Source organism: Mycobacterium sp. 155, assembly GCF_000373905.1.
Lineage (GTDB): Bacteria > Actinomycetota > Actinomycetes > Mycobacteriales > Mycobacteriaceae > Mycobacterium.
Genome location: NZ_KB892705.1, coordinates 1,347,763 through 1,367,468 on the forward strand (window position 1 = coordinate 1,347,763; position 19,706 = coordinate 1,367,468).

The window sequence follows — 19,706 nt, forward strand, 5'->3', positions numbered from 1 at the left end:
GCCTCGTCATCGTTATCGTCAGCTGAATTAGGCGAGATATTAGCTTATTTAACAGAACTGCAAAACGGGTAGCTACCTGCGGGACCCCGACGTGACCGTGTTCATACCAAGCGCGGATCGTGATGCGAACAGACACGAACGCCGGTCAAGCCCTTGAAATGGAAAGCCCCCTGCGCGGAGTCGCAGGGGGGCCGACGAACCCGAGGGGTTTAATGCCAATCCCATACCGACATGTCGCCGGCCGGGTAGTTCGCGCAGACATCAGTCGTACGGGCGGCGACACCCTTGTTGTTGAAGAAAAGCTTCGCCCAGTTCGGCCACTTCCACGCCATGTTCTCATAGAACGCGTTGGTCGCGGTGTTCTCTGAGTACTGCCGGCGGCCGGCGTAATCCAGCGAGAAGAACCAGTGGATTCGGTCCTGCGTCTCCTGCTGCAGCTCGGGCGCCTTGTTGTTGTAGTCGATCATGTATCGCTCGTAGTACACGGGCTCGACGTCCCGGGCGGCGGCCATGATCTGCTCCGCGGTACAGGTGGTCTTGAGGATCCGGTTTGGGATCGGGTAGTCATCGGTGGCGTCTGCGGACGCCATACCTGGCGCCGCGGCCAGGCTGCCCGCCACGGCACACGCGGCGACACCGGCACGGATCAGATTGGTCACCCGACGTGGTCGCATAACGTTCATGTATCGCTCCGAGTCTGAGATCTGGATTGGCTGACAATCAGCCCTGATGCGCTGCCACCTGGTCGATCACCGGCTGCAGATCGGGGCAGTAGAAGTTGATGGCTGTCCCCAGGAACTGCCAAGCCTGCGCGGTGGTGCTGTCCTTTGCCAAGTTCGTGGCGACGAACTTGGCCGACTGGTAAGCGTCGTGGTCCACCCCGTTGTGCAGCCGTTTGCACGCGATCTTGGCGATCCAGGCGTTGTAGTCACGTTGTCCGTAAATACCGAAGGTGTGCAGCTGGTTGGCGAAGTCGGTGTCGATCTCGGCATGTGCCGGAGCGGCGAATGCGATCGCGGCGGCTGCGCCGACTGCTGCCAGGCCTGCAAGCTTCATGCGCTGAATCTTAGATCATCTAATACAGAATTGGGACAGCAAGCCTCCGCTTACCGGATTCCGAATCAGCGCCGCCAACGCTGTTCAGCCGTACGCCAACAACAGCGGAATCCGTTGTTCGGCGCTGGTCAATGAGCCGTGCTGCCCGATAAGAGAAGACTCGATCGGTTCGGTCGTGCGCCGTAACAATGCCGCCGAGCCGCGTGCCGCGACGACGACATCGCCGATTCTCCCGCGCACCGCGTCACGGACGTGGGCCCCGAACCAGCCGGCGGCGATGGCTTCATCTCGGCCCAGCACCCACGCCGTGTCGTCGAGCGCCTCCCGCCACTGCGCCACGACGTCGTCGCCCGCGCCGGCGACCGTGTAGATGTGGCGGGCCCGAGCTTCACCGCCGATGTCCTGCACGCCTGCCAACAGATCCGGACGCGTATCGAGGTCGACCACCGCGCTGGGATCGACCGCGACCATCCCGTGGTCGGCGACGACGGCGAGCAGGGCACCACGCGGCAAAGCGTCGACAATCGACTCCACCAGCTTGTCGACCTGGCGTAATTGCATGCGCCAGGCCGGTGAACCTGGCCCGTGCAGATGCCCGACGAGGTCGAGTTCGCCGTGATAGCCGTAACAGAAGCCGCCGCGGGCCACGGCGTCGCTCACCCCGGCGGCGAGCTCACCGAGGGCGTGTACTCCGACATAGCGGGCGCCCCGTAGGACGGCTCGGGTCAGTCCTGACCCGGCGAATTCCGCGCCCGAGACGACGCTCACCGCGACTCCAGCGGCCGCGGCCCGCTCGAATGTGGTGGGCAGTGGCTGCAGTTCCTCGGGGCGGACGCGTTCACGCAGGTCCTCGCCGCGCGGGTGCGGGCGCCACCGCAGGGCATTCAGCACAAGGACGTCGGAAGCGTCGGGCACCCGGAACGACATGCCCACCAGACCGTGTTCGCCTGACCGGCATCCGGTACCGATGGCCGCCAAGCCGGCTGCAGTGGTGGAAGGGAAGCCGACCTGCAGCGTCTTCCCGCGCAACCCGGCCAACACCGGCGCATCACCGGCGTGGGCGTCCAGCAGTTCGGCGCCGAGCCCGTCGACCAGCAGAACGCAGGCACCGCGCGCCGGGCCGGGCAGCTCGAGGCGGCGGGAATCGAAGCCCGTCACCCCGAGGGTGCTCAACACTGCCGGCACCACATCGGCGAGTGCGGGCGCATCGGGATCCAGGTGTGGCGCATCCACGTTGCGAGCTTCCCACACCGATCGACCCCGGTACGCTGGCGTGCTATGAGGCCGATGAGAGCAGCGATCCTCGCCGCGACCCTTGCTGCGGCCGGGGCTGGAATGTTCAGCGGTGTCGCCACCGCTGACCCCGCCGCACCCAATCCGCCGGCGCCGCCCGTGGCTCCGGACCCGAACACATCGCCGGCGCCGGCCGGCGCTCTGGCCACCAGCATCGACCATGACGGCACTTTCGTCGTCGGCAAGGACATCGCGCCGGGCACCTACGCCTCGGCGGGCCCCGTCGGCGATGGCGCGTGCTACTGGAAGCGGATCGGTGACGATCAGAATCCGATCATCGACAATGCGATGACGAAGAAGCCCCAGACGGTGGCGATCGAGCCGACAGACAAGGCGTTCAAGACCAGCGGCTGCCAGGCATGGACGTTGACAGACGCGCCCGCCGACGCCCAGCCGGCTGGTGGGCTATCGGCGCTGATCGCCGGAGCCCAACTGCGCGGCTGGCTGAACACCGTGAACAACGGTGCGCGTCAGTACGACGGATCGCAGGTCCCGACACCCTGACAAATCGGGTGTAGCCGACACGCCGAGGCCGTGCGCGGCGATCCACGCGAGCGGGCTGTAAATCGGTTGATCGTTTTGCTGCGCAAGCGGATCCGGTTGGTGTTCAGGGCTATCGGGCGCTGGTTCAGCAAGTACACAGGAACATGGACGCGCGGCCGAAGCGCCGCCGCTGCTAGTCTGCGAAGGCTGCCGGTCGCCCGGTTGTGGGAGCCTTCCCCCTCGGCCAGCCACGGCGCATGATGCGGGCGAATCGGTGAGTGGACACGTAAATCGGCAAGGATACGGACCAAAGTGGCGCGCGGCGCAGAGATCAAGGCCCTCACCGGACTGCGCATCGTCGCAGCCGTGTGGGTCGTGCTGTTCCACTTCCGCCCATTGCTCTATGAGGTGGCGCCAAATACCACCAAGGCGCTGGCGCCCGTGCTCAACTGCGGGGCCCAAGGCGTCGATCTGTTCTTCATCCTCAGTGGCTTCGTGCTGACCTGGAACTACTTTGATCAGATGGGGCCATCCTGGTCCACTCGCGCCACGCTGCATTTCCTGTGGCTGAGGCTGTCGCGGGTCTGGCCGGTGTATCTGGTCACCCTGCACCTGGCCGCACTGTGGGTGATCTTCACCCTCAACGTCGGGCATATCCCGACCGAGGACGTCAGCCCATACAGCGCGGTCAGCTACTTCCGACAGTTCTTCCTCATCCAGCTGTGGTTCCAGCCCTATTTCGACGGGTCCAGCTGGGACGGCCCGGCCTGGTCGATCAGCGCAGAATGGTTGGCCTACCTATTGTTCGGGGTGTTGATCCTGGTGGTGTTCCGGGTCGCCCGGGCCACCCGTGCGCGCAGCCTGGCGCTGCTGGCGATCGCCGCATCGACGCCTCCCGTGGTGCTGATGATGGTCAGCGGGCACATCTATACGCCGTGGAGCTGGCTGCCGAGAATCGTCATGCAGTTCACCGCGGGTGCGTTGGCCTGCGCGGCAGTGCGCAAGTTGGACCTCGGTGACACGGCCCGTCGCCGTGCCGGCTACCTGTCGATTGCTTTGATTGCACTGGTTGTCACCGGGCTGTACTTCTTCGACGCGCACCCGCTGAACACCGTGGGTGACGCCGGTGGTCTCGTCGACCTGCTTTTCGTACCGCTGATCGTGGTGCTGGCGGTAGGCACCGGCAGCCTGCCCGCCCTGCTGTCCACCCGGCTGCTGGTCTACGGCGGGCAGATCTCCTTCGGCCTCTACATGGTGCATGAGCTTGTCCATACCGCCTGGATATGGACGGTCAAGCAGTTCGAGCTCACGCTGACGCCCACCCTGTCGGGCAAGGTCACCGTGCTCGGCCTGATGGCCTTGTCGGTTCTCGGGGCGATCCTGCTCTATCACATCGTCGAAGAACCGGCCCGCCGCTGGATGCGCCGCATGGTCGACATCAGGCCTGCGGAGCCACCCAACAGATTGCACCGGATCGATAGCGAGCTCGAGGCCCGTCCCGCCGGTGTTTCAGCTCGCGCCGGATAGATGCACGAAGTAGCGAAACAGCCTGTGCCGCAGGTTGTAATGGTCCCGTTATCAGCGTGTCACCGTGGCCGGGGTAGCCTTCCTCGGGCAGTCCGTCGGCCTGCCGTGATCGTGGTGCGGGACACGTCGTCTCACCGGCAGTGGAGGTAGCAGTGAGTCGTCTTTTCACGTTCGTCCTCTCACTTGGTCTCCTGGCGGGAGTGGTCGCCCACACCCCCGTCGAGCGGTTCACGACGTCGGGCCTGGATCCGCACCTGAATCACATCGCGGTGATCGGCGACTCGTACACCACGGGGACCGACGAAGGTGGTCTGGGTCCGAAAGGTTGGTCCAGCCTCGCGTGGAGTGAGCTGGCCCACCGCGGCGTACAGCTGAACGCTGACGTGGTCGCTGAAGGGGGTGCGGGATATGTGGCCAGGGGCAACCGAGGCAGCGTCTTCGGGGATCTGACGGCCCGGGCCGTGAAACCCGACGACACATTGGTGGTGTTCTTCGGATCACGCAACGACAAGGACATAGACCCAGCCGCGATCACCATGATGAGCCACAACGCGTTTACGCTTGCGCAACACATCGCGCCGTCGGCCAAACTGCTGGTCGTCGGGCCGCCGTGGGTGTCGGCCGATGTGCCACCCTCGATCCTGGGCATTCGCGACATCCTCAAATCTCAGGCTCACGACGTGGGCGCAGTGTTTTTCGACCCCATCGAAGATGGCTGGTTCTTCGACCGGCCCGACCTCATCGCGAGCGACGGCATTCACCCCACTGACGCCGGGCATGCTTATATGGCCGACCGACTGGCCCCGCTCATCAGCAAGCAGCTGCCGCGCGGTCTCTGATCCGATCGGGCGTCGGCTAGCGTCACCTGCTTGTGCAGACCCTGATCGACTTCGACAGCTCTCCGGTGTTCGCGATTCCTCTGCGCGACGGCAGCGCCATCCATGAGGGCGTGCTGGTCGAGGGCCCACAGGGCTGGGGCGAGTTCAGCCCGCCGTCCGCCGCCGCCCCCCGGACGCTGGTGCGCTGGCTGACCGCGGCGACTGAGGCCGGCACCGTGGGCTGGCCCGATCCGGTCCGCGGTCGGATACCGATCGCTGCCACCGTGCCCGCCGTCGATCCGGCCCGCGCCCATGAGATCGCTTTGGCGGCGGGCTGCCGGTTCGCGGTGGTAGAGGTCGGCACCGCGCTCGCCGATGACATCGCGCGGGTGGCCGCAGTGCGTGACGCGGTCGGGCCCGACGGAGCAGTCCGCTGCGATGCCAAGGGGCGGTGGGATGTCGAGACCGCGGTGACCGCGATCGCGGCCCTCGATCACGCGGCCGGCGGGCTCGAATTCGTTGTGCAACCCTGCCGCGCCGTCACCGACGGTGCACGTGTGCGGACCCGGGTCGAGGTGCGCGTCGCGGTGGACATGTCTCTGCTCGGAGCTGCGGGGCACGAGGTGCACGATGCCGCCGACATCGCCGTGCTGTCGTGCGGCCCGCTCGGCGGCGCTCGACGAGCCTTACGGGTGGCCGAGACGACGGGGCTGCCGTGTGTCGTCACGTCGAGTGTGCAGACCAGCATCGGCATCATGGCCGGGCTCGCACTCGCGGGTGCTTTACCGGAGTTGCCCTTCGCATGTGAGCTCGGCGGCCGTTCGCTGCTCGTGGACGACATGGTCGCCGAGTCGCGTTCGCTGCGGGTCCTGGACGGCTTCCTGCCGGTTGCACCGATGCCTCCGGCACCCCAACCGGAGTTGATCGAACGTTACGCCGTCACCAACCCGCAGCGGATCGCGTGGTGGCGCGACCGCATCCGCACGGCCACCCAGCTGGGGAGCTGAGCGCGATCAGTCCTGCACGGCCTTGGCCATGGTCACGCAGGTGGTCAGCCAGTCCGTGTCGGGCTTGTCCTGCTCGGTCAACTCCCACATCGCGTTGTGCATCGCTCGCACGATCACCCAGGCCCGGGCCCGATCGACGTCCAGCTCGGCGGCGTCGACCAAGGTGTAGAACCGGCGCCGGACCCCGTCGCGGACGTAACCGGTCAGCTCGTCCCACCGGTTCCACAGCATCGGTGCGATCTCGTAGTGCGGATCGCCGTTGACCGGTTTCGGGTCGATCACCAGCCACGGTTCCCGCTCGGCGCCCAGGACGTTGTCGTAGTGCAGATCGCTGTGGATGAGCGTTGCCGAGCTCTCGGGGTCGGCGCCGAGCTCGGCGCCCAGGGTGATGGCCTGCTCCACCATGCGGCGTGGCACCGGGGCGTTGCGGGGGAGTGCCGTCAGGTCTGCGGTCCAGCGTTCGACGAATCCGGATAGCGGGCGTAGTTGCGGCAGTGCCGGGACGTGGATCCGACGGTACAGCGATGCGACGATCTCGCACGCCTCAATGTCCCAGAGCGCGTTGAGATCTCGGGTATGCAACCGCTCCAGCAGCAGGGCCCGCCGGTGCGGCTCGGCGCGGAGCAACCGGACTGTGCCGTTGCCGCCCCACCGGCGCAACGCGAGGTGTTCGTGCTCGGACTCCTCGTCGGGCAATGCCATCTTGAGCACCGCAGCGCCGTGGTCGCGGGTGCGCACGGGCAGCACGACCGAGCAGAAACCGTGCATGGCATCGCCGTCGAGGGTGAGTTCCCAGTCATCGAGCTGGGCCCGCAGCAGGCGAGGCAGCCGGTCGACCCAGTCCTGCCACTGCGGTCCACGCGCGGCCATCGCACGCACCCCGTCGGGCAGATCGATCATCGACCCCATGGTCGCACCCCGGCCTGCCTGGCCTGCCGCCGGCTTTGACAGACTGTGTACATGGCACAGATAACCCTGCGTGGAAACCCCATCAACACCGTGGGCGAGCTGCCCGCCGTCGGATCGCCGGCGCCCAGCTTCACCCTCACCGGCACTGATCTCGGCCCCGTCACCAGCGAGCAGTTCCGCGACAAGGCCGTGCTGCTGAACATCTTCCCGTCGATCGACACCGGGACCTGCGCCACGAGCGTGCGTACCTTCAACGAGAAGGCCGCCGCCAGTGGCGCAACCGTGGTGTGTGTCTCGAAGGACCTGCCGTTCGCGCAGAGCCGTTTCTGCGGCGCCGAGGGCATCGAGAACGTCACCACCGCGTCGGCCTTCCGGGACGGCTTCGGTGAGGACTACGGCATCACCATCGCCGACGGTCCGATGGCCGGTCTGTTCGGTCGCGCCGTCGTGGTGATCGGCGCCGACGGCAATGTCGCCTACACAGAGTTGGTGCCCGAGATCGCCGACGAGCCGAACTACGACGCCGCACTGGCCGCCCTGAAGTAAGCGTTTGATTGCGCGGTGCCCGCCTGCGATGCCCGGCGGGCACCGGGCAGCCGGTCAGACCGGCCAGCCCTCGCGCCGGTATCCGGCGTCGAAGAACATCCATTCATAGCGCGCAGTCTGCGTGAAATGCGCCCGCGCGACAGCCTCCTCCGCCGTGGTCAGGGTCGGCCCGACACGGTCGGTCAGGGCCAGCACTTCCGAGACGGTGGCGGCAAAGGCCTCGCCGCCGTAACTGTCGATCCAGCGCTGATAGCGCGAGTCAATCGATCCCAGGGTGGCCAGTTCGGTCCCCACCCGCGCGTAGATCCAGTAGCACGGCAGCACCGCGGCCAGGCCGTCGGCGAAGCTGCCGCTGTACACGGTTGCAAGCAGATAGCTGGTGTACGCCTGGGTGGTCGGCGCCACGGGTTCGGCGTTCAGTGTTGCCGGGTCCAGTCCAAGTTCGGGCAATAGCTGGGTGTGCAGTTCCAATTCCACATCGAACACTTCGGCGGCGTGCCGCGAGAACATTGCGGTGTCGGTCAGCGTCGGTGCCTTCGCCGCGACGATCGCCAGTGCGCGCGCATAGTCCCGCAGGTAGTGAACATCCTGGGCGACGTAGTGGGCGAAAGCCTTTTCGTCGAGACTGCCGTCGGTGAGCCCCGTGATGAAGGGATGGGCCATGATCGCCGTGAAGGTGTCGTCGATGTCGTTCCACAGCCGGGTCGACCAGCTTGTCGTCGCGTTCATGACCGCTATCTTGTCAGGTCCCTGGACGCTGTGAGAAAAATTGTTGCAGCACAACATGGTTCGACAGTGTGATCCCCGGGTTGTTGCGGCTTGCCGGCAAGTTCCCCGGCCGCGTGGAGTCACCGTTCGGTCACGGTACTGCATCTCATTAGCGTTGTGCCACATGGAAATTGGGCAAGCAGCAAATTCGCCGGTACAAATAGTTGTGGTGGCTGCTGTCGACAGACAGTCAGCCTCAGATGGCACTGGATCGAAGAGAGTTGAAGAAGCCGATGAAGCGCACGTATGCCTTGATGGTCAGCCTGGCCCTGCTGCTGGCGGCCCCCGGACTGGCGTCCGCCGACCCGTACCAGCGGCCAGCCGGCAACCAGAAGTTCATCGAACAGGTTATCTCCCGGGCACTTTCGCAGCGTGGCGTGCCGTTTGTCTACGGTGGAGGTGACTCCAACGGGCCCACCCGCGGTGTTGTCCGTGACGCGGCCGTGGCCACCGCGAATCCGGCGTTGCCGGGCGCCGCCGGACCGGTTCTGGCACCCACCACGCCGGCTTCTCCCGGGCTGTTCCCCGGCCTGCTGGGTCTCGGCGTCACTCCCGCCGCACCTGCCGCCCCCGACGTCGTCGGTTTCGACGCCTCCGGTCTCATCGTGTACTCGTTCGCCGGTGTCGGCGTGAAGTTGCCGCGGTCCTCCGGTGAGCAGTACAAGGTCGGTCAGAAGGTCGCGCCCGCGCAGGCGGCTCCCGGCGACCTGATCTTCTACGGTCCGGAGGGCACACAGAGCGTGGCCTTGTTCATCGGAAATGGTCAGATGGTCGAGACCACCGACCGGGGTGTGGCGGTGTCGCCGGTGCGCACCAACGGCATGACCCCCTACCTGGTCCGCATCATCGCCTGAGGCGTGCGGTGGCACCGAATCGGTGTCAGCTGCACGGCGCAACCTCTCCGTGGTGTTGGGTCAGACACGTCGAAGGGCAGACCGCGATGAACCAGCCACCCGCGACCACGCGAACCGTATTTCCCGGCATCAGTTCCCGGGCCTGGGGTATGCCGCCGACCGCACCGCACTGACCGGCGAATCAGCCCGTGGGTATCGCCCCGGCGAGGCCGAGCATCACCACGATGCCCGGCAGCAGATTGGTCACCTGATGCGCGGCGATACCGGCGAGCAGGCTATTGGTGAAAAACCGGGCCAGCGCGAGCGGAACGGCTATCACCAGAAGCAGCGGAAAGCGCTCGAATTCCAGGTGGGCCAGCGCGAACACCACCGTGCTGACTCCGAGCGCCACCCATCGTCCCCAGCGCTGTTCGAGTGCACCCCACAGCAGACCCCGGTAGAGGATCTCCTCGCAGACCGGCCCGATGACGACGATGACGACGAAAACCAGCACGGCCACCGGCCAGGAGGCCCGCACCCCGCCGAACACCTCGCCCACCGCGGAGTTCGCGTCCGGCCCGGTGATCGAGCTGTACAGCATCGCCGCCGGCAGCGTGACGAACAGCCCACAAATCCCGAACGCGACTCCGATGCCCCAATCCCGCCATGACCAGTGCATCCGGAAGTCAATTCGTGGTCCGTTGCCGCGTACCCGGGCGATGAGCAAGGCCAGGCCGGCTGCGGCCAGCGTCGGCGCCGCCACGGCAAGTGCCAGGGTTGCCGCCTGCGGCGGTCCGTCGCGGGTGAACGCCACGACGAATGCCGCCGAGATGAGCAGGTAGGCCATCTCGGCAATGACGAAAGCCCCCAGGCCCCAACGATGCCGTGGCAATTCCCTATCGACTGTGAGTTCCGGCGCGACTTCGCTGTCACCCGGCCCGGTTTCGGCGGCCACGGTTACTTGGTTCCGAAGATGCGGTCGCCGGCATCGCCGAGGCCCGGCACGATGTAGCCGTCGGCGTCGAGTTCGCGGTCCAGTGCCGCGGTATAGATCGCGACATCGGGATGTGCCGATTGCATCGCGGCGACGCCTTCAGGGCAGGTCAGCAGGCAGACGAACTTGATCGACTTCGGTTGGTATTCCTTGAGCCGGTCGATGGCAGCCACCGCGGAATTGCCGGTGGCCAGCATCGGGTCGACCACCACCACGTCGCGTTCCTGCAGGTCGCTCGGCATCTTGAAGTAGTACTCCACGGCGACAAGGGTCTTCGGGTCCCGGTATAAACCGATATGGCCGACACGCGCGCTTGGAACGACGTTGAGCATGCCGTCGAGGATGCCGCTGCCGGCCCGCAGGATGGACACAAAAACTAGTTTCTTGCCGTCGATCACCGAGCCTTTGGTTGATTCCAGTGGCGTGTCGATTTCGATCTCGTGCATCGGGACGTCGCGCAGCACCTCGTAGGCCATCAGCATCGAGATCTCGGTAAGCAGTTGTCGGAAACCCTTGGTGGACACCTCTTTTTGTCGCATCATGGTGAGCTTGTGCTGGACCAGGGGATGGTCGACGATGTGCAGATTGCTCATGCTGCCCTCCTTAGAAGACCGTGCCGTCGCTGCTGACGGCCAGCGGCGGCCGGCCGGCCCGCAGCCGTCCGGCCAGTCGCCGCCCGGCTGCCCAGGTACCGCCTTCGAGCACACAGGCCAACGGCAGTCGCTCTGCGCCGGCGCCGAGTCGTGTCCGTACCTGCGCGGCGAGTTCGTCGAGCAGCGCGACGGTAAGGGCACGCCACTCCACCACGAGTTCGTCTCCGACAGACCACGTACGCGCCGCCCACTCGGGCTTCCGGAGTTGCAACACCGCGGTGTCGAGCAGGAGACCGCCATTGCGGTACTCGGGCAGCCCGGTCAGTGCCTCCAGGCCGCTCACGTGCACGCCGGCCCATTCGAGCGGTTCTAGCAGCGAGTAGGTCAACCATTGCGACAGCTTGTGGAACGGCATCCAGCCCCACGACGGTCCGTCGCCGGGCACCGCGGGGTGAGGCCAGCAGTCGCCGAGGGGTTGGCCGTCTATAGCGTTGTCGGCCAACCAGATACCGGAAAGTGATGTCAACAGCCGACTCAAGATGGTGTGGGCGGTGACGGTTGGGCCGCCGAGAGTGTCGAATAGCCCGCCGGGGCGGCCCGGCTGTCCGAACACCTCGGGTTGGGCCGCCAGTGCGGCACCCAGGCGATGCAACAACTGCACCCGGCCGTCGAGTCCGACGAGGGGATTGTGCGAATCCACCTGGAACGCCCGCGCGAGTGCATCGGGTTGCAGGGTGGCAAGCCCGATGGCGTCGGCCTGCCACGGTCGTGTTGGGTCGCTGGAGAACGTTCCGTCGAGGAATGCGTGCCAGCTCGCCACTGCGAGCCCTTCGGAGCGGGCGAAGCGTTGGCCGGTGACGGTTTCGCGGTACTGCCAGCTGGGCCCGGCGCCGGCGTCGAGCAGGACGCTGATCACAGTTAGATCGATGAGTGTTCTGGCCCGTTTCGCGGGGACCAGATCCGCCAGGCGGGCGTCGAGTTCGGCCTTACGGTCTAAGCCGCCGGCCTCGAAGTGGCGCCATCGGCTGTGATACGGGATGCGCAGATCGGGGTACCGCTCGCGGGTGACCGAGACGACCTCGGCAACCGCGTGGGGCAGCGCATCGTCGTCGACCACGAACCACGGTGAGCGGCCCGCCCGGGCCCGTTGCAGCAGGACACCCGCCCGTTCGCGGATCGCGCCGGTGGTGCGCAGGGTGGCGACCGCGGCGTCGGTCTCCGTGTCGGCGGCGGTCATGACGACAGACCGCGGCCCTTGGCGATCTTCAGTTCCTCGGCGTCGGGTACGGGTCCGGGCGTGAAATAGCCGGCGGCCATCTTCGCGTCGATCTCGACACGAGCGTCCGCGGGGATCAGCTCGTCGGGGATGTTCACCCGTTCGCCGACCTCGATGCCGGATCCGGTGATGGCGTCGTACTTCATGTTGCTCATGGATACCAGGCGATGGATCTTGCGGATGCCCAGCCAGTGCAGCACATCGGGCATGAGTTCCTGGAACCGCATATCCTGCACTCCGGCAACACATTCGGTTCGGGTGAAATAGGCCTCTGCGGTGTCGCCCCCCTCCTGACGCTTGCGGGCGTTGTAGACCAGGAATTTGGTGACCTCACCGAGTGCGCGGCCCTCTTTGCGGGAGTAGGCGACCAGGCCGACGCCGCCACGCTGGACGCCGCGGATGCATTCCTCGATTGCGTGGGTGAGATACGGCCGGCAGGTACAGATGTCGGATCCGAAGACGTCTGACCCGTTGCACTCGTCGTGGACCCGGGCAGTCAATTCGACGCCCACGTCGGCCAGATCGCGCGGGGCGCCGAAAATGTAGACGGTCTGCCCGCCGATCGGCGGCAGGAACACCTCGAGATCACCACGGGTGACGAGCTCGGGGTACATGCCGCCGGTCTCCTCGAACAACACGCGGCGCAGGTCGTTTTCACTGCACCCGAACCGTGCCGCGACACCGGGCAGATACCAGACCGGCTCGATCGCGGCCTTGGTGACCAGCGCGGCGCCGCTGGGTAACAGGACCCGTCCGTCGGGCTGGAGCCGGCCCTTGGCAACAGCCTCGGCGATCTCCGGAACGATCACATGGGCCTTGGTCACGGCGATGGTAGGACGGATGTCGTAGCCGGCGGTCAGCTCGGCGGCGAACGCCTCGGCGACCATCGCCCCCCACGGATCCAGGCTCACGATCGTGGCCGGATCGCTCCACTGCGGGTAAGGCCCGATCACATCGGTGGGCGCGGTGTTGGTCAGATCTGCCCGGTGTTCGCGCGAGAGCGCTCCGGCCGCCACGGCCAGGGCGCGGTACACGCTGTAAGACCCGCTGTGGGTGCCGATTACATTGCGGTGGGCACGCGTGGTCGTCGTTCCGATGACGGGGCCACGCTCAGCGGCGGTCGGCGCGCCCCAGTGGATGGTCAACGCATCGGCCGCACCGCTGTGCGAGGTCAGCCGGATGTGCCGGGCCGGGCCGCGGCTCGGCACCGGAGCGGCAGAGCCTGAATCCACCACCATGACCGTCGCCCCTTTCTGTGGCGCTAGGCCTCCAGTCAACCCCGAATTATCCGGCCGCGCAGCGGCATCGCCGCAGTGTGATGGGATTGTCAGGTACAAAGGGCTGGCGGATCGGACCGTTGCTCAATCCTTACCTCGACGGTTCAGATCTCGAACCGGCGAACGTCGCACGGTATCTGGATCGCACGCGAACCGCTGAGCTCACCGACCGGCTTCACACTGGCACGCAGCCGGCCGGGGGTCATCGGGGTCGGTCGGGTCCGGGTCGCCGAACCACCTGGACGGTTCATGGTTGCCGTATTCGTCGTGCCAGTCCCACCATTCGTACGGTGCGGTCTGGGGGTAACCGTCGGGCGAGTCCTCCCAGGTCTCCTGGCGGCCTAAAGCTGTCATGTCGAGGAACGCCCAGGTGTTGACGAACACCTCGTCGCCGCGGTTGTTGATGAAGTAGGTGCGGAAGACGCGGTCGCCGGCACGGATGAATGCGTTGGTGCCGTGCCATTGGTCCACTCCGAAGTCGACATCGAAGGCACGTCCGGAATCTTTGTCGGCAACGATGGTGTACCAGGGGATGTTCCAGCCCATCCGCATCTTGATCCGTGCGATGTCGCCCTGCGAGCCGCGCGAGGCGTACACCAGCGTGGTATTGCGGGCGTTGAGGTGGGCGAGGTTGCCGATGTGGTCGGCCATCAATGAGCAACCGACACAACCATGTTCGGGCCAGCCGTGCACTCCCGGGTCGACGAATGCGCGATAGATAATGAGTTGGCGCCGGCCGTCGAACAGGTCGAGCAGCGTGACAATCCCGTCTGGGCCGTCGAATTCGTAGTCCGGGCGTACCCGGGTCCACGGCATGCGGCGGCGCGCAGCAGCCAGTTCATCTCGAGCCCGGGTGAATTCCTTTTCGCGAACCAGCATCTGCTGGTATGTGGCATTCCATTCCTGTGCGGTGACGATCGGCGGAGTCTTCATCGTGTGCTCCTCATGAAATTAAACAATATGGTTGAATATTTGTTTTTCAGCACACCACGCCAGGCGGATATAGTCAACAACATGGTTGAAGATCGGGTGTTGGACCGGGCGTATGCGGCGCTTGCCGACCCCACGCGCAGGCTGCTGTTGGAGACGCTGCGCGAAGGGGACGCCAGGATCACCGATCTGGCTGCCCCGTTACCCATGACGTTCGCCGGAGTGTCCCGCCATATCGGGGTACTGGAGTCTGCCGGGCTGGTCCGGCGTGAGGTGCGTGGCCGGGAGCACTGGTTGTCGCTGCAACCGGACGGGCTGACGCTGGCCCAGCGATGGATCAACGAGCAGACCGAATTCTGGTCTGTGCGCACGGATGCGCTGGCCGAGCGGTTGCGGCGAAAGAAGGGCGGTCGATGAGCACCGAGACGGTGGTGGTCCGGGTGCAACGGGTCATGCCCGCTACGCCGGAGGTGGTGTTCGACGAATGGCTCGATCCGGAGGCGCTGCGGGAGTGGATGTGCCCGCGCCCGTCACGGTGTGTGGCGGTAGAGGTGGAGCCCCGGGTCGGCGGCAGAGTGCGGTTCGACGTCGACCATCTGGGCTCCAGCGTGCTGATCACCGGGCAATTTTTGACCATTGATCGACCGCGTCTGTTGAGCTTCACCTGGAGCAACTCGAACTGGTCGGATCCCACCGCGTCCAGCGTCGTCAACGTCACCTTCGCGCCGGTAGGGGACGATCAGACCCTCATGTCCATCGAGCATTCCCTGCTGCCGTCCGAGGAATTCGAGAGCTTCCACAACGGCTGGATCCTCACCTTCGAGCAGTTGGCGGCCGTGTTGCAGCGCCGCTGACAACCCGGTCATCTCAGCCAACTCCCGGCTTGGTCGGACGGATTCGGGCATATTGGCACCCATGCGGCTCGCCTTCGGACGTATCGGCCCGGTGATCGCCACTGCCGTCGTGGTTCTCGCGGTGCTTGTACCGGGGGCGACGGCGTCGGCGACTCCGACGTCATGGGCGGCAGCCCAGATCGACTACGGCGGGTTGGCCCGCAGTTACGAATTACATGTCCCGGCCGGCGTCGACCATCCGTCCGGATTGGTGGTGAATCTGCACGCCGCGGGCGCGACCGGCCGGGACCAGGCCGCGCTGACCCACTACGACGCCGTCGCCGATGCGCACGGATTCATCGTGGTGTACCCCGACGGGATCGATCTGAGCTGGGCCGACGGCCGCGGTGCCTCGGTGCCCGACCGGCAAGGGATCGATGATGTCGGCTTCATCTCCGCGCTGGTCGAGCAGCTGGTCGCCGACTATCAGGTTGACCGAGGCCGGGTGTTCGCGACGGGCCTGTCGGCCGGTGGATTCATGGCGAACCGGTTGGCGTGCGACCGCCCGGACCTGTTCGCTGCGATCGCTCCGGTCGGTGGGACCCTCGGCATCGACGTGGGCTGCAACCCGTCCCGACCGGTGTCGGTCTTGGCCACCGATGGAACTGCGGACCCGATCGTGCCGTTCGACGGCGGGGCCATGACCGGCCGTGGCGGCGCCAGCGACATCCTCTCCGCCCCGGCCCTGGTCGACCGGTGGCGCCAGGTGAACGACTGTCCCGGCGTCCCCGCGCAGGAGGACCTTCCGGCGACCGGTGACGGCACCAGTACACAACGCATGACCTATGCGCCGTGCGCGCAGGGCACCGCGGTGGTGTTCATGCGAGTCGACGGCGGTGGCCACACATGGCCCGGTGCCCCAGAGATCCTGCCAGTGCAGGCCGTCGGCCCGGCCAGCCACGGGTTCGACGCGTCGGAGGAGTCTTGGCAGTTCTTCGACAGCCACGCGAGGTAGCGCCGACGGGCCGCGGCGAGCCCGCGCAGCACACCGGGCCGGTCCGCACCGCGCCTTAGACTGCCTCCATGGCTTTTGAGGCACCGGAAGGTCTGTTGCGGATCGAGGATTGCCTCGACGCTCACGGCGAGGTCGTGCTACCGCCGGACGTCAACTTGATATCGCTGATCGAGCGCAACATCGCCAATGTCGGCGACACCATCGCCTACCGCTATCTCGATCACAGCCGGTCGGACGGCGATATCACCGAGCTGACGTGGACCCAACTCGGTGTTCGGTTGCGTGCCATCGGAGCGCATCTGCAACGGATCACCGGACGCGGTGAGCGCGTCGCGATCCTCGCGCCGCAGGGCCTCGACTACATCGCGGGGTTTTTCGGGGCGATCAAGGCGGGCATGATCGCGGTCCCGTTGTTCGCCCCGGAACTGCAGGGTCACGCCGAACGGCTGGAGACCGCGTTGCTCGACGCGCAGCCCGCGGTGATCCTGACGACGACGGTCGCGAGCCCGGCGGTCGCCGACTTCCTCGCGACCCTGCCGGCCGAGCGCCGACCTCAGGTCGTGTGCATCGACGAGATCCCCGATGCAGCGGGGGAGATGTTCGCCTCGGTGGTGATCGACGCAGGCGACGTCTCGCATCTGCAGTACACCTCGGGCTCGACGCGGCCCCCGGTCGGCATCGAGATCACCCACCGCGCGGTCGGCACCAACCTGCTGCAGATGATCCTGTCGATCGATCTGCTCGATCGAAATACGCACGGGGTCAGCTGGTTACCGCTCTACCACGACATGGGGCTGTCCATGATCGGCTTTCCCGCCGTCTACGGTGGGCACTCCACCCTCATGTCGCCGACCGCCTTCATCCGTCGTCCCCAGCGGTGGATCCGCGCGTTGTCCGACGAGTCGCGGCACAGTCGGGTGATCACCGCGGCACCCAACTTCGCCTACGAGTGGACAGCGCAGCGGGGCCTGCCCGCGCCGGGCGACGACATCGACCTGAGCAACGTGGTGCTCATCATCGGGTCCGAACCGGTCAGCATGGGCGCGATCACCACATTCAACAAGGCGTTCGCGCCGTACGGGTTGCCTGCCACGGCATTCAAACCCTCGTACGGGATCGCCGAGGCGACGCTGTTCGTGTCGACCATCGCCCCGCAGGCGCAGGCGACCGTCACCTATTTCGATCGCGAACAACTCGCCGCCGGCCGTGCGGTGCCGGTCGCGGCTGACGCGGTGAGCGCCGTCGCACATGTGGCCTGCGGTCAGATCGCACGCAGCCTGCGAGCCGTCATCGTCGACCCCGCGACCGCGGCCGAACTGCCGGACGGTTCGGTCGGCGAAATCTGGTTGCACGGCAACAACATTGGCCGCGGTTACTGGGCCTTGCCCGACGAATCGCGAGCGACCTTCGGCGCTTTACTGCAGAGCCGCCTTACCGCGAACAGCCACGCCGACGGTGCAAATACGGAGGGCTCGTGGCTGCGCACCGGAGATCTCGGGGTGTACCTCGATGGTGAGCTCTACGTCACCGGCCGCGTGGCCGACCTCATCGTCATCGCCGGAGGGCAGCACTATCCGCAGGACATCGAGGCGACGGTGGCCGATGCGTCACCGATCGTGCGGCACGGCCACGTCGCGGCGTTCGCAGTCGACGAAAACACCTCGGCGGACACTGGATTGGTCATCATCGCTGAACGAGCTACCGGCACTGGGCGCATCGACCCCGAGCCGGCGGTCGAGGCGATCCGGACGGCAGTAGCGAACCGGCACGGTCTGTTGGCCACCGACGTGAGACTCATCCCGGCCGGCGCGATCCCGCGCACCACCAGCGGCAAGCTGGCCCGGCGCGCCTGCCGTGCCCAGTATCTGGCGGGGGAGCTCGGCGGGTAGCGCCCGTCGGGGGTGCGGGGCGTGCGTAAGCGCTCGTCAGGGGTAGCGCCGGGTTGATGCTGAAAGCGATTTGTTTTCAATATGTTTCGTCATATCAGTCGGATGAACGCCGAACCGTGCGCCGCCGATGCAAAGATGAAGTGTGGCGATCTTTCCCATCCATGACGGCCAATGGCGTGGCTTCGCGAGCGACAACTACGCCGGTGTACACCCGGAGGTTCTGGCGGCGATCTCCGCGGCTAACGGCGGTCACCAGGTGGCCTACGGAGGTGACCGATACACCGCGCGGTTACAGGACGTCATCCGCGAATACTTCGGTGAGCGGGCCGAAGCGTTTCCCGTCTTCAACGGCACCGGTGCGAACGTTGTCGCACTCACGAGCCTGCTCCCACGGTGGGGTGCGGTCGTGGCAGCTACCACGGCGCACATCAACACCGACGAGGCCGGCGCCCCGGAACGCATGACGGGTATCAAGCTCCTCACCGTGCCCACCCCGGACGGCAAGCTCACGCCGGATTTGGTGGCTCGCGAGGCGTGGGGTTGGGGTGATGAACACCGGGCTCAGCCCTTGGCCGTGAGCATCACCCAGAGCACGGAGCTGGGCACCGTCTATACATCCGCCGAGGTGCGCGCACTCGCCGACTTCGCCCACGAACGCGGTATGACGGTACACATGGACGGCTCCCGGCTGTGGAACGCCGCAGCGGCGCTCGGCGTGCCATTCCGGGAGTTCACCACTGACGCCGGGGTGGACATTCTCAGTCTCGGCGGCACCAAGAACGGACTACTCGGCGTGGAAGCGGTGGTGGTGCCGGCCGCAGATCCCGCGGCGGGCCTGGTCTTCCTGCGAAAGCTCACGATGCAGCTCGCGAGCAAGATGCGTTTCGCTTCGGTGCAACTTCTCGCCTTGTTCGACGACGACTTGGGCTTGCGCAGTGCGGCGCACGCCAACGCCATGGCGGCGCGGCTGCGGTCCGCGCTCGAGGCCGGGATCGCCGACGGGGCGCTTCGGGGGCTGACGTTCACTCAGCCCAGCCAATCGAATGCGGTCTTCGCCACGCTGCCCACAGATATCGCCGACCGGATCCGTGAGCGTGTGCGGTTCTACGATTGGGACCGTGCTCGCGGTGAGGTGCGCTGGATGACCGCCTGGGACACCACGGAAGCCGACGTCGATCGATTCGTCACCGTCATCCGCGACGAATTTGGCAGCCACTGAATCTGCATGCGGAAGTCAAACAGCCCCAACGCATTTCGCCTGAACTGCGTGAGCACTCTCGTCACCTCTTCCGGTGGCGGTCGGGTCCGCGGATCAGGTGAGTGCGATGAATCCGCCGTTGATCCAGACGCCCCAATGGCCGCCCGAACCCCAGTCCCACCACACGACCGGCTGGCCCTCCCACATCTGCGCCGGCTTACGCGGCGCCCAGGCCGGTGCCTCAAGCGACGGCGGCGGCGCTGCAGGGTCGGCGCTCGCGGTGGCGGCGCCCAGCCCGATTGCTGAGCCGGCGATTGCACCCGCGACCGCGACGGCCGCCAGAGCGCTCTTGCGGGTGAGGATCATGTTTTACGTACCTCGGCGGTTGGGACTGAAGTCGGACACCTGAAGCTTAACCAATCTAAGCGATCGGTAGGCGGCTGAGTCGTAGGGCCAATCCC

Annotated in this window: 22 protein-coding genes; 11 read left to right on the top strand and 11 right to left on the bottom strand. The window is 66.2% G+C overall.

What is annotated here, in order from left to right:
• Positions 1-209: 209 nt before the first annotated feature.
• The 3 genes from B133_RS0106240 to B133_RS0106250 all read right to left on the bottom strand — a co-directional run bounded on the left by B133_RS0106240 (position 210) and on the right by B133_RS0106250 (position 2,289).
• Positions 210-674: a DUF5078 domain-containing protein gene (locus tag B133_RS0106240; protein WP_026256046.1), complete on the bottom strand. Its 465-nt coding sequence runs from the start codon at positions 672-674 to the stop codon at positions 210-212.
• Positions 675-720: 46 nt separating this feature from the next.
• Positions 721-1,056, bottom strand: a complete 336-nt coding sequence (locus B133_RS0106245) for a DUF732 domain-containing protein (RefSeq protein WP_018599865.1) — start codon at positions 1,054-1,056, stop codon at positions 721-723.
• Between the two features lie 84 nt (positions 1,057-1,140).
• The gene (locus B133_RS0106250; RefSeq protein ID WP_018599866.1) at positions 1,141-2,289 is read right to left on the bottom strand and encodes an alkaline phosphatase family protein; all 1,149 of its coding nucleotides are present in this window, start codon (positions 2,287-2,289) and stop codon (positions 1,141-1,143) included.
• 45 nt (positions 2,290-2,334) lie between these two features.
• Here B133_RS0106250 and B133_RS0106255 point away from each other — a divergent pair, with 45 nt between their 5' ends.
• The 4 genes from B133_RS0106255 (at position 2,335) to B133_RS0106270 (ending at position 6,184) form a co-directional block, all read left to right on the top strand.
• A complete protein-coding gene (locus tag B133_RS0106255; RefSeq protein ID WP_026256047.1) occupies positions 2,335-2,853 on the top strand; it encodes a hypothetical protein in 519 nt (172 codons plus the stop codon).
• A 291-nt stretch (positions 2,854-3,144) separates the two neighbouring features.
• Positions 3,145-4,359: an acyltransferase gene (locus tag B133_RS0106260; protein ID WP_018599868.1), complete on the top strand. Its 1,215-nt coding sequence runs from the start codon at positions 3,145-3,147 to the stop codon at positions 4,357-4,359.
• A gap of 152 nt (positions 4,360-4,511) precedes the next feature.
• Positions 4,512-5,198: a GDSL lipase gene (locus B133_RS0106265; protein WP_026256049.1), complete on the top strand. Its 687-nt coding sequence runs from the start codon at positions 4,512-4,514 to the stop codon at positions 5,196-5,198.
• 32 nt (positions 5,199-5,230) lie between these two features.
• Positions 5,231-6,184, top strand: coding sequence for an enolase C-terminal domain-like protein (locus B133_RS0106270; protein WP_018599870.1), 954 nt, complete (start codon positions 5,231-5,233; stop codon positions 6,182-6,184).
• A 6-nt stretch (positions 6,185-6,190) separates the two neighbouring features.
• On the opposite strand, the gene B133_RS0106275 is transcribed toward B133_RS0106270, so the two are convergent.
• On the bottom strand, positions 6,191-7,084 hold the full coding sequence (locus tag B133_RS0106275; RefSeq protein WP_026256050.1) for an aminoglycoside phosphotransferase family protein: 894 nt from the start codon (positions 7,082-7,084) through the stop codon (positions 6,191-6,193).
• A gap of 60 nt (positions 7,085-7,144) precedes the next feature.
• Between B133_RS0106275 and tpx the strand changes: the two genes are divergently transcribed.
• The gene (gene tpx, locus B133_RS0106280; RefSeq protein ID WP_018599872.1) at positions 7,145-7,639 is read left to right on the top strand and encodes a thiol peroxidase; all 495 of its coding nucleotides are present in this window, start codon (positions 7,145-7,147) and stop codon (positions 7,637-7,639) included.
• A gap of 54 nt (positions 7,640-7,693) precedes the next feature.
• On the opposite strand, the gene tenA is transcribed toward tpx, so the two are convergent.
• Positions 7,694-8,368 (bottom strand): thiaminase II, encoded by a 675-nt coding sequence (gene tenA, locus B133_RS0106285; RefSeq protein ID WP_018599873.1) that lies wholly within the window; start codon positions 8,366-8,368, stop codon positions 7,694-7,696.
• Positions 8,369-8,640: 272 nt separating this feature from the next.
• Between tenA and ripD the strand changes: the two genes are divergently transcribed.
• Positions 8,641-9,261 (top strand): NlpC/P60 family peptidoglycan-binding protein RipD, encoded by a 621-nt coding sequence (ripD, locus tag B133_RS0106290; protein WP_018599874.1) that lies wholly within the window; start codon positions 8,641-8,643, stop codon positions 9,259-9,261.
• A gap of 181 nt (positions 9,262-9,442) precedes the next feature.
• Here the strand turns inward: ripD and B133_RS0106295 are convergent, their stop codons facing one another.
• The 5 genes from B133_RS0106295 to B133_RS0106315 all read right to left on the bottom strand — a co-directional run bounded on the left by B133_RS0106295 (position 9,443) and on the right by B133_RS0106315 (position 14,313).
• On the bottom strand, positions 9,443-10,087 hold the full coding sequence (locus B133_RS0106295; RefSeq protein ID WP_232423351.1) for a CPBP family intramembrane glutamic endopeptidase: 645 nt from the start codon (positions 10,085-10,087) through the stop codon (positions 9,443-9,445).
• 110 nt (positions 10,088-10,197) lie between these two features.
• Entirely contained in the window at positions 10,198-10,827 is a 630-nt protein-coding gene (upp, locus tag B133_RS0106300; protein ID WP_018599876.1) for a uracil phosphoribosyltransferase, read from the bottom strand.
• Between the two features lie 10 nt (positions 10,828-10,837).
• Positions 10,838-12,064, bottom strand: coding sequence for a URC4/urg3 family protein (locus tag B133_RS0106305; RefSeq protein ID WP_018599877.1), 1,227 nt, complete (start codon positions 12,062-12,064; stop codon positions 10,838-10,840).
• The gene (locus B133_RS0106310; RefSeq protein WP_018599878.1) at positions 12,061-13,341 is read right to left on the bottom strand and encodes a GTP cyclohydrolase II; all 1,281 of its coding nucleotides are present in this window, start codon (positions 13,339-13,341) and stop codon (positions 12,061-12,063) included. The genes B133_RS0106305 and B133_RS0106310 overlap by 4 nt, the downstream gene beginning before the upstream one ends.
• 201 nt (positions 13,342-13,542) lie before the next feature.
• Positions 13,543-14,313 carry a DUF899 domain-containing protein gene (locus B133_RS0106315; protein WP_018599879.1) on the bottom strand — a complete coding sequence of 257 codons (771 nt, stop codon included), beginning with the start codon at positions 14,311-14,313 and terminating at the stop codon, positions 13,543-13,545.
• 81 nt (positions 14,314-14,394) lie between these two features.
• On the opposite strand from B133_RS0106315, the gene B133_RS0106320 reads away from it, so the two are divergent.
• The 5 genes from B133_RS0106320 to B133_RS0106340 all read left to right on the top strand — a co-directional run bounded on the left by B133_RS0106320 (position 14,395) and on the right by B133_RS0106340 (position 19,266).
• Entirely contained in the window at positions 14,395-14,727 is a 333-nt protein-coding gene (locus tag B133_RS0106320; RefSeq protein ID WP_026256053.1) for a helix-turn-helix transcriptional regulator, read from the top strand.
• Positions 14,724-15,164: an SRPBCC domain-containing protein gene (locus tag B133_RS0106325; RefSeq protein ID WP_018599881.1), complete on the top strand. Its 441-nt coding sequence runs from the start codon at positions 14,724-14,726 to the stop codon at positions 15,162-15,164. Before B133_RS0106320 ends, B133_RS0106325 begins: the two co-directional genes overlap by 4 nt.
• A gap of 61 nt (positions 15,165-15,225) precedes the next feature.
• On the top strand, positions 15,226-16,158 hold the full coding sequence (locus B133_RS0106330; protein WP_018599882.1) for a PHB depolymerase family esterase: 933 nt from the start codon (positions 15,226-15,228) through the stop codon (positions 16,156-16,158).
• A gap of 68 nt (positions 16,159-16,226) precedes the next feature.
• Complete coding sequence (locus tag B133_RS0106335; RefSeq protein WP_018599883.1) at positions 16,227-18,047, top strand: fatty acyl-AMP ligase; 1,821 nt, start codon at positions 16,227-16,229, stop codon at positions 18,045-18,047.
• Positions 18,048-18,189: 142 nt separating this feature from the next.
• Positions 18,190-19,266: a low specificity L-threonine aldolase gene (locus tag B133_RS0106340; RefSeq protein WP_018599884.1), complete on the top strand. Its 1,077-nt coding sequence runs from the start codon at positions 18,190-18,192 to the stop codon at positions 19,264-19,266.
• Positions 19,267-19,359: 93 nt separating this feature from the next.
• On the opposite strand, the gene B133_RS0106345 is transcribed toward B133_RS0106340, so the two are convergent.
• Positions 19,360-19,611 carry a hypothetical protein gene (locus B133_RS0106345; protein WP_018599885.1) on the bottom strand — a complete coding sequence of 84 codons (252 nt, stop codon included), beginning with the start codon at positions 19,609-19,611 and terminating at the stop codon, positions 19,360-19,362.
• Positions 19,612-19,706: the final 95 nt, after the last annotated feature.

Excerpts from the sequence above, each read along its gene's own strand:
- B133_RS0106240 (WP_026256046.1), bottom strand. The coding sequence starts at position 674 with ATGCGACCACGTCGGGTGACCAATCTGATCCGTGCCGGTGTCGCCGCG.
- B133_RS0106245 (WP_018599865.1), bottom strand. The coding sequence starts at position 1,056 with ATGAAGCTTGCAGGCCTGGCAGCAGTCGGCGCAGCCGCCGCGATCGCA.
- B133_RS0106255 (WP_026256047.1), top strand. The coding sequence starts at position 2,335 with ATGAGGCCGATGAGAGCAGCGATCCTCGCCGCGACCCTTGCTGCGGCC.
- B133_RS0106275 (WP_026256050.1), bottom strand. The coding sequence starts at position 7,084 with ATGATCGATCTGCCCGACGGGGTGCGTGCGATGGCCGCGCGTGGACCG.
- tpx (WP_018599872.1), top strand. The coding sequence starts at position 7,145 with ATGGCACAGATAACCCTGCGTGGAAACCCCATCAACACCGTGGGCGAG.
- tenA (WP_018599873.1), bottom strand. The coding sequence starts at position 8,368 with ATGAACGCGACGACAAGCTGGTCGACCCGGCTGTGGAACGACATCGAC.
- ripD (WP_018599874.1), top strand. The coding sequence starts at position 8,641 with ATGAAGCGCACGTATGCCTTGATGGTCAGCCTGGCCCTGCTGCTGGCG.
- B133_RS0106295 (WP_232423351.1), bottom strand. The coding sequence starts at position 10,087 with ATGGCCTACCTGCTCATCTCGGCGGCATTCGTCGTGGCGTTCACCCGC.
- upp (WP_018599876.1), bottom strand. The coding sequence starts at position 10,827 with ATGAGCAATCTGCACATCGTCGACCATCCCCTGGTCCAGCACAAGCTC.
- B133_RS0106305 (WP_018599877.1), bottom strand. The coding sequence starts at position 12,064 with ATGACCGCCGCCGACACGGAGACCGACGCCGCGGTCGCCACCCTGCGC.
- B133_RS0106310 (WP_018599878.1), bottom strand. The coding sequence starts at position 13,341 with ATGGTGGTGGATTCAGGCTCTGCCGCTCCGGTGCCGAGCCGCGGCCCG.
- B133_RS0106315 (WP_018599879.1), bottom strand. The coding sequence starts at position 14,313 with ATGAAGACTCCGCCGATCGTCACCGCACAGGAATGGAATGCCACATAC.
- B133_RS0106320 (WP_026256053.1), top strand. The coding sequence starts at position 14,395 with ATGGTTGAAGATCGGGTGTTGGACCGGGCGTATGCGGCGCTTGCCGAC.
- B133_RS0106325 (WP_018599881.1), top strand. The coding sequence starts at position 14,724 with ATGAGCACCGAGACGGTGGTGGTCCGGGTGCAACGGGTCATGCCCGCT.
- B133_RS0106330 (WP_018599882.1), top strand. The coding sequence starts at position 15,226 with ATGCGGCTCGCCTTCGGACGTATCGGCCCGGTGATCGCCACTGCCGTC.
- B133_RS0106335 (WP_018599883.1), top strand. The coding sequence starts at position 16,227 with ATGGCTTTTGAGGCACCGGAAGGTCTGTTGCGGATCGAGGATTGCCTC.
- B133_RS0106345 (WP_018599885.1), bottom strand. The coding sequence starts at position 19,611 with ATGATCCTCACCCGCAAGAGCGCTCTGGCGGCCGTCGCGGTCGCGGGT.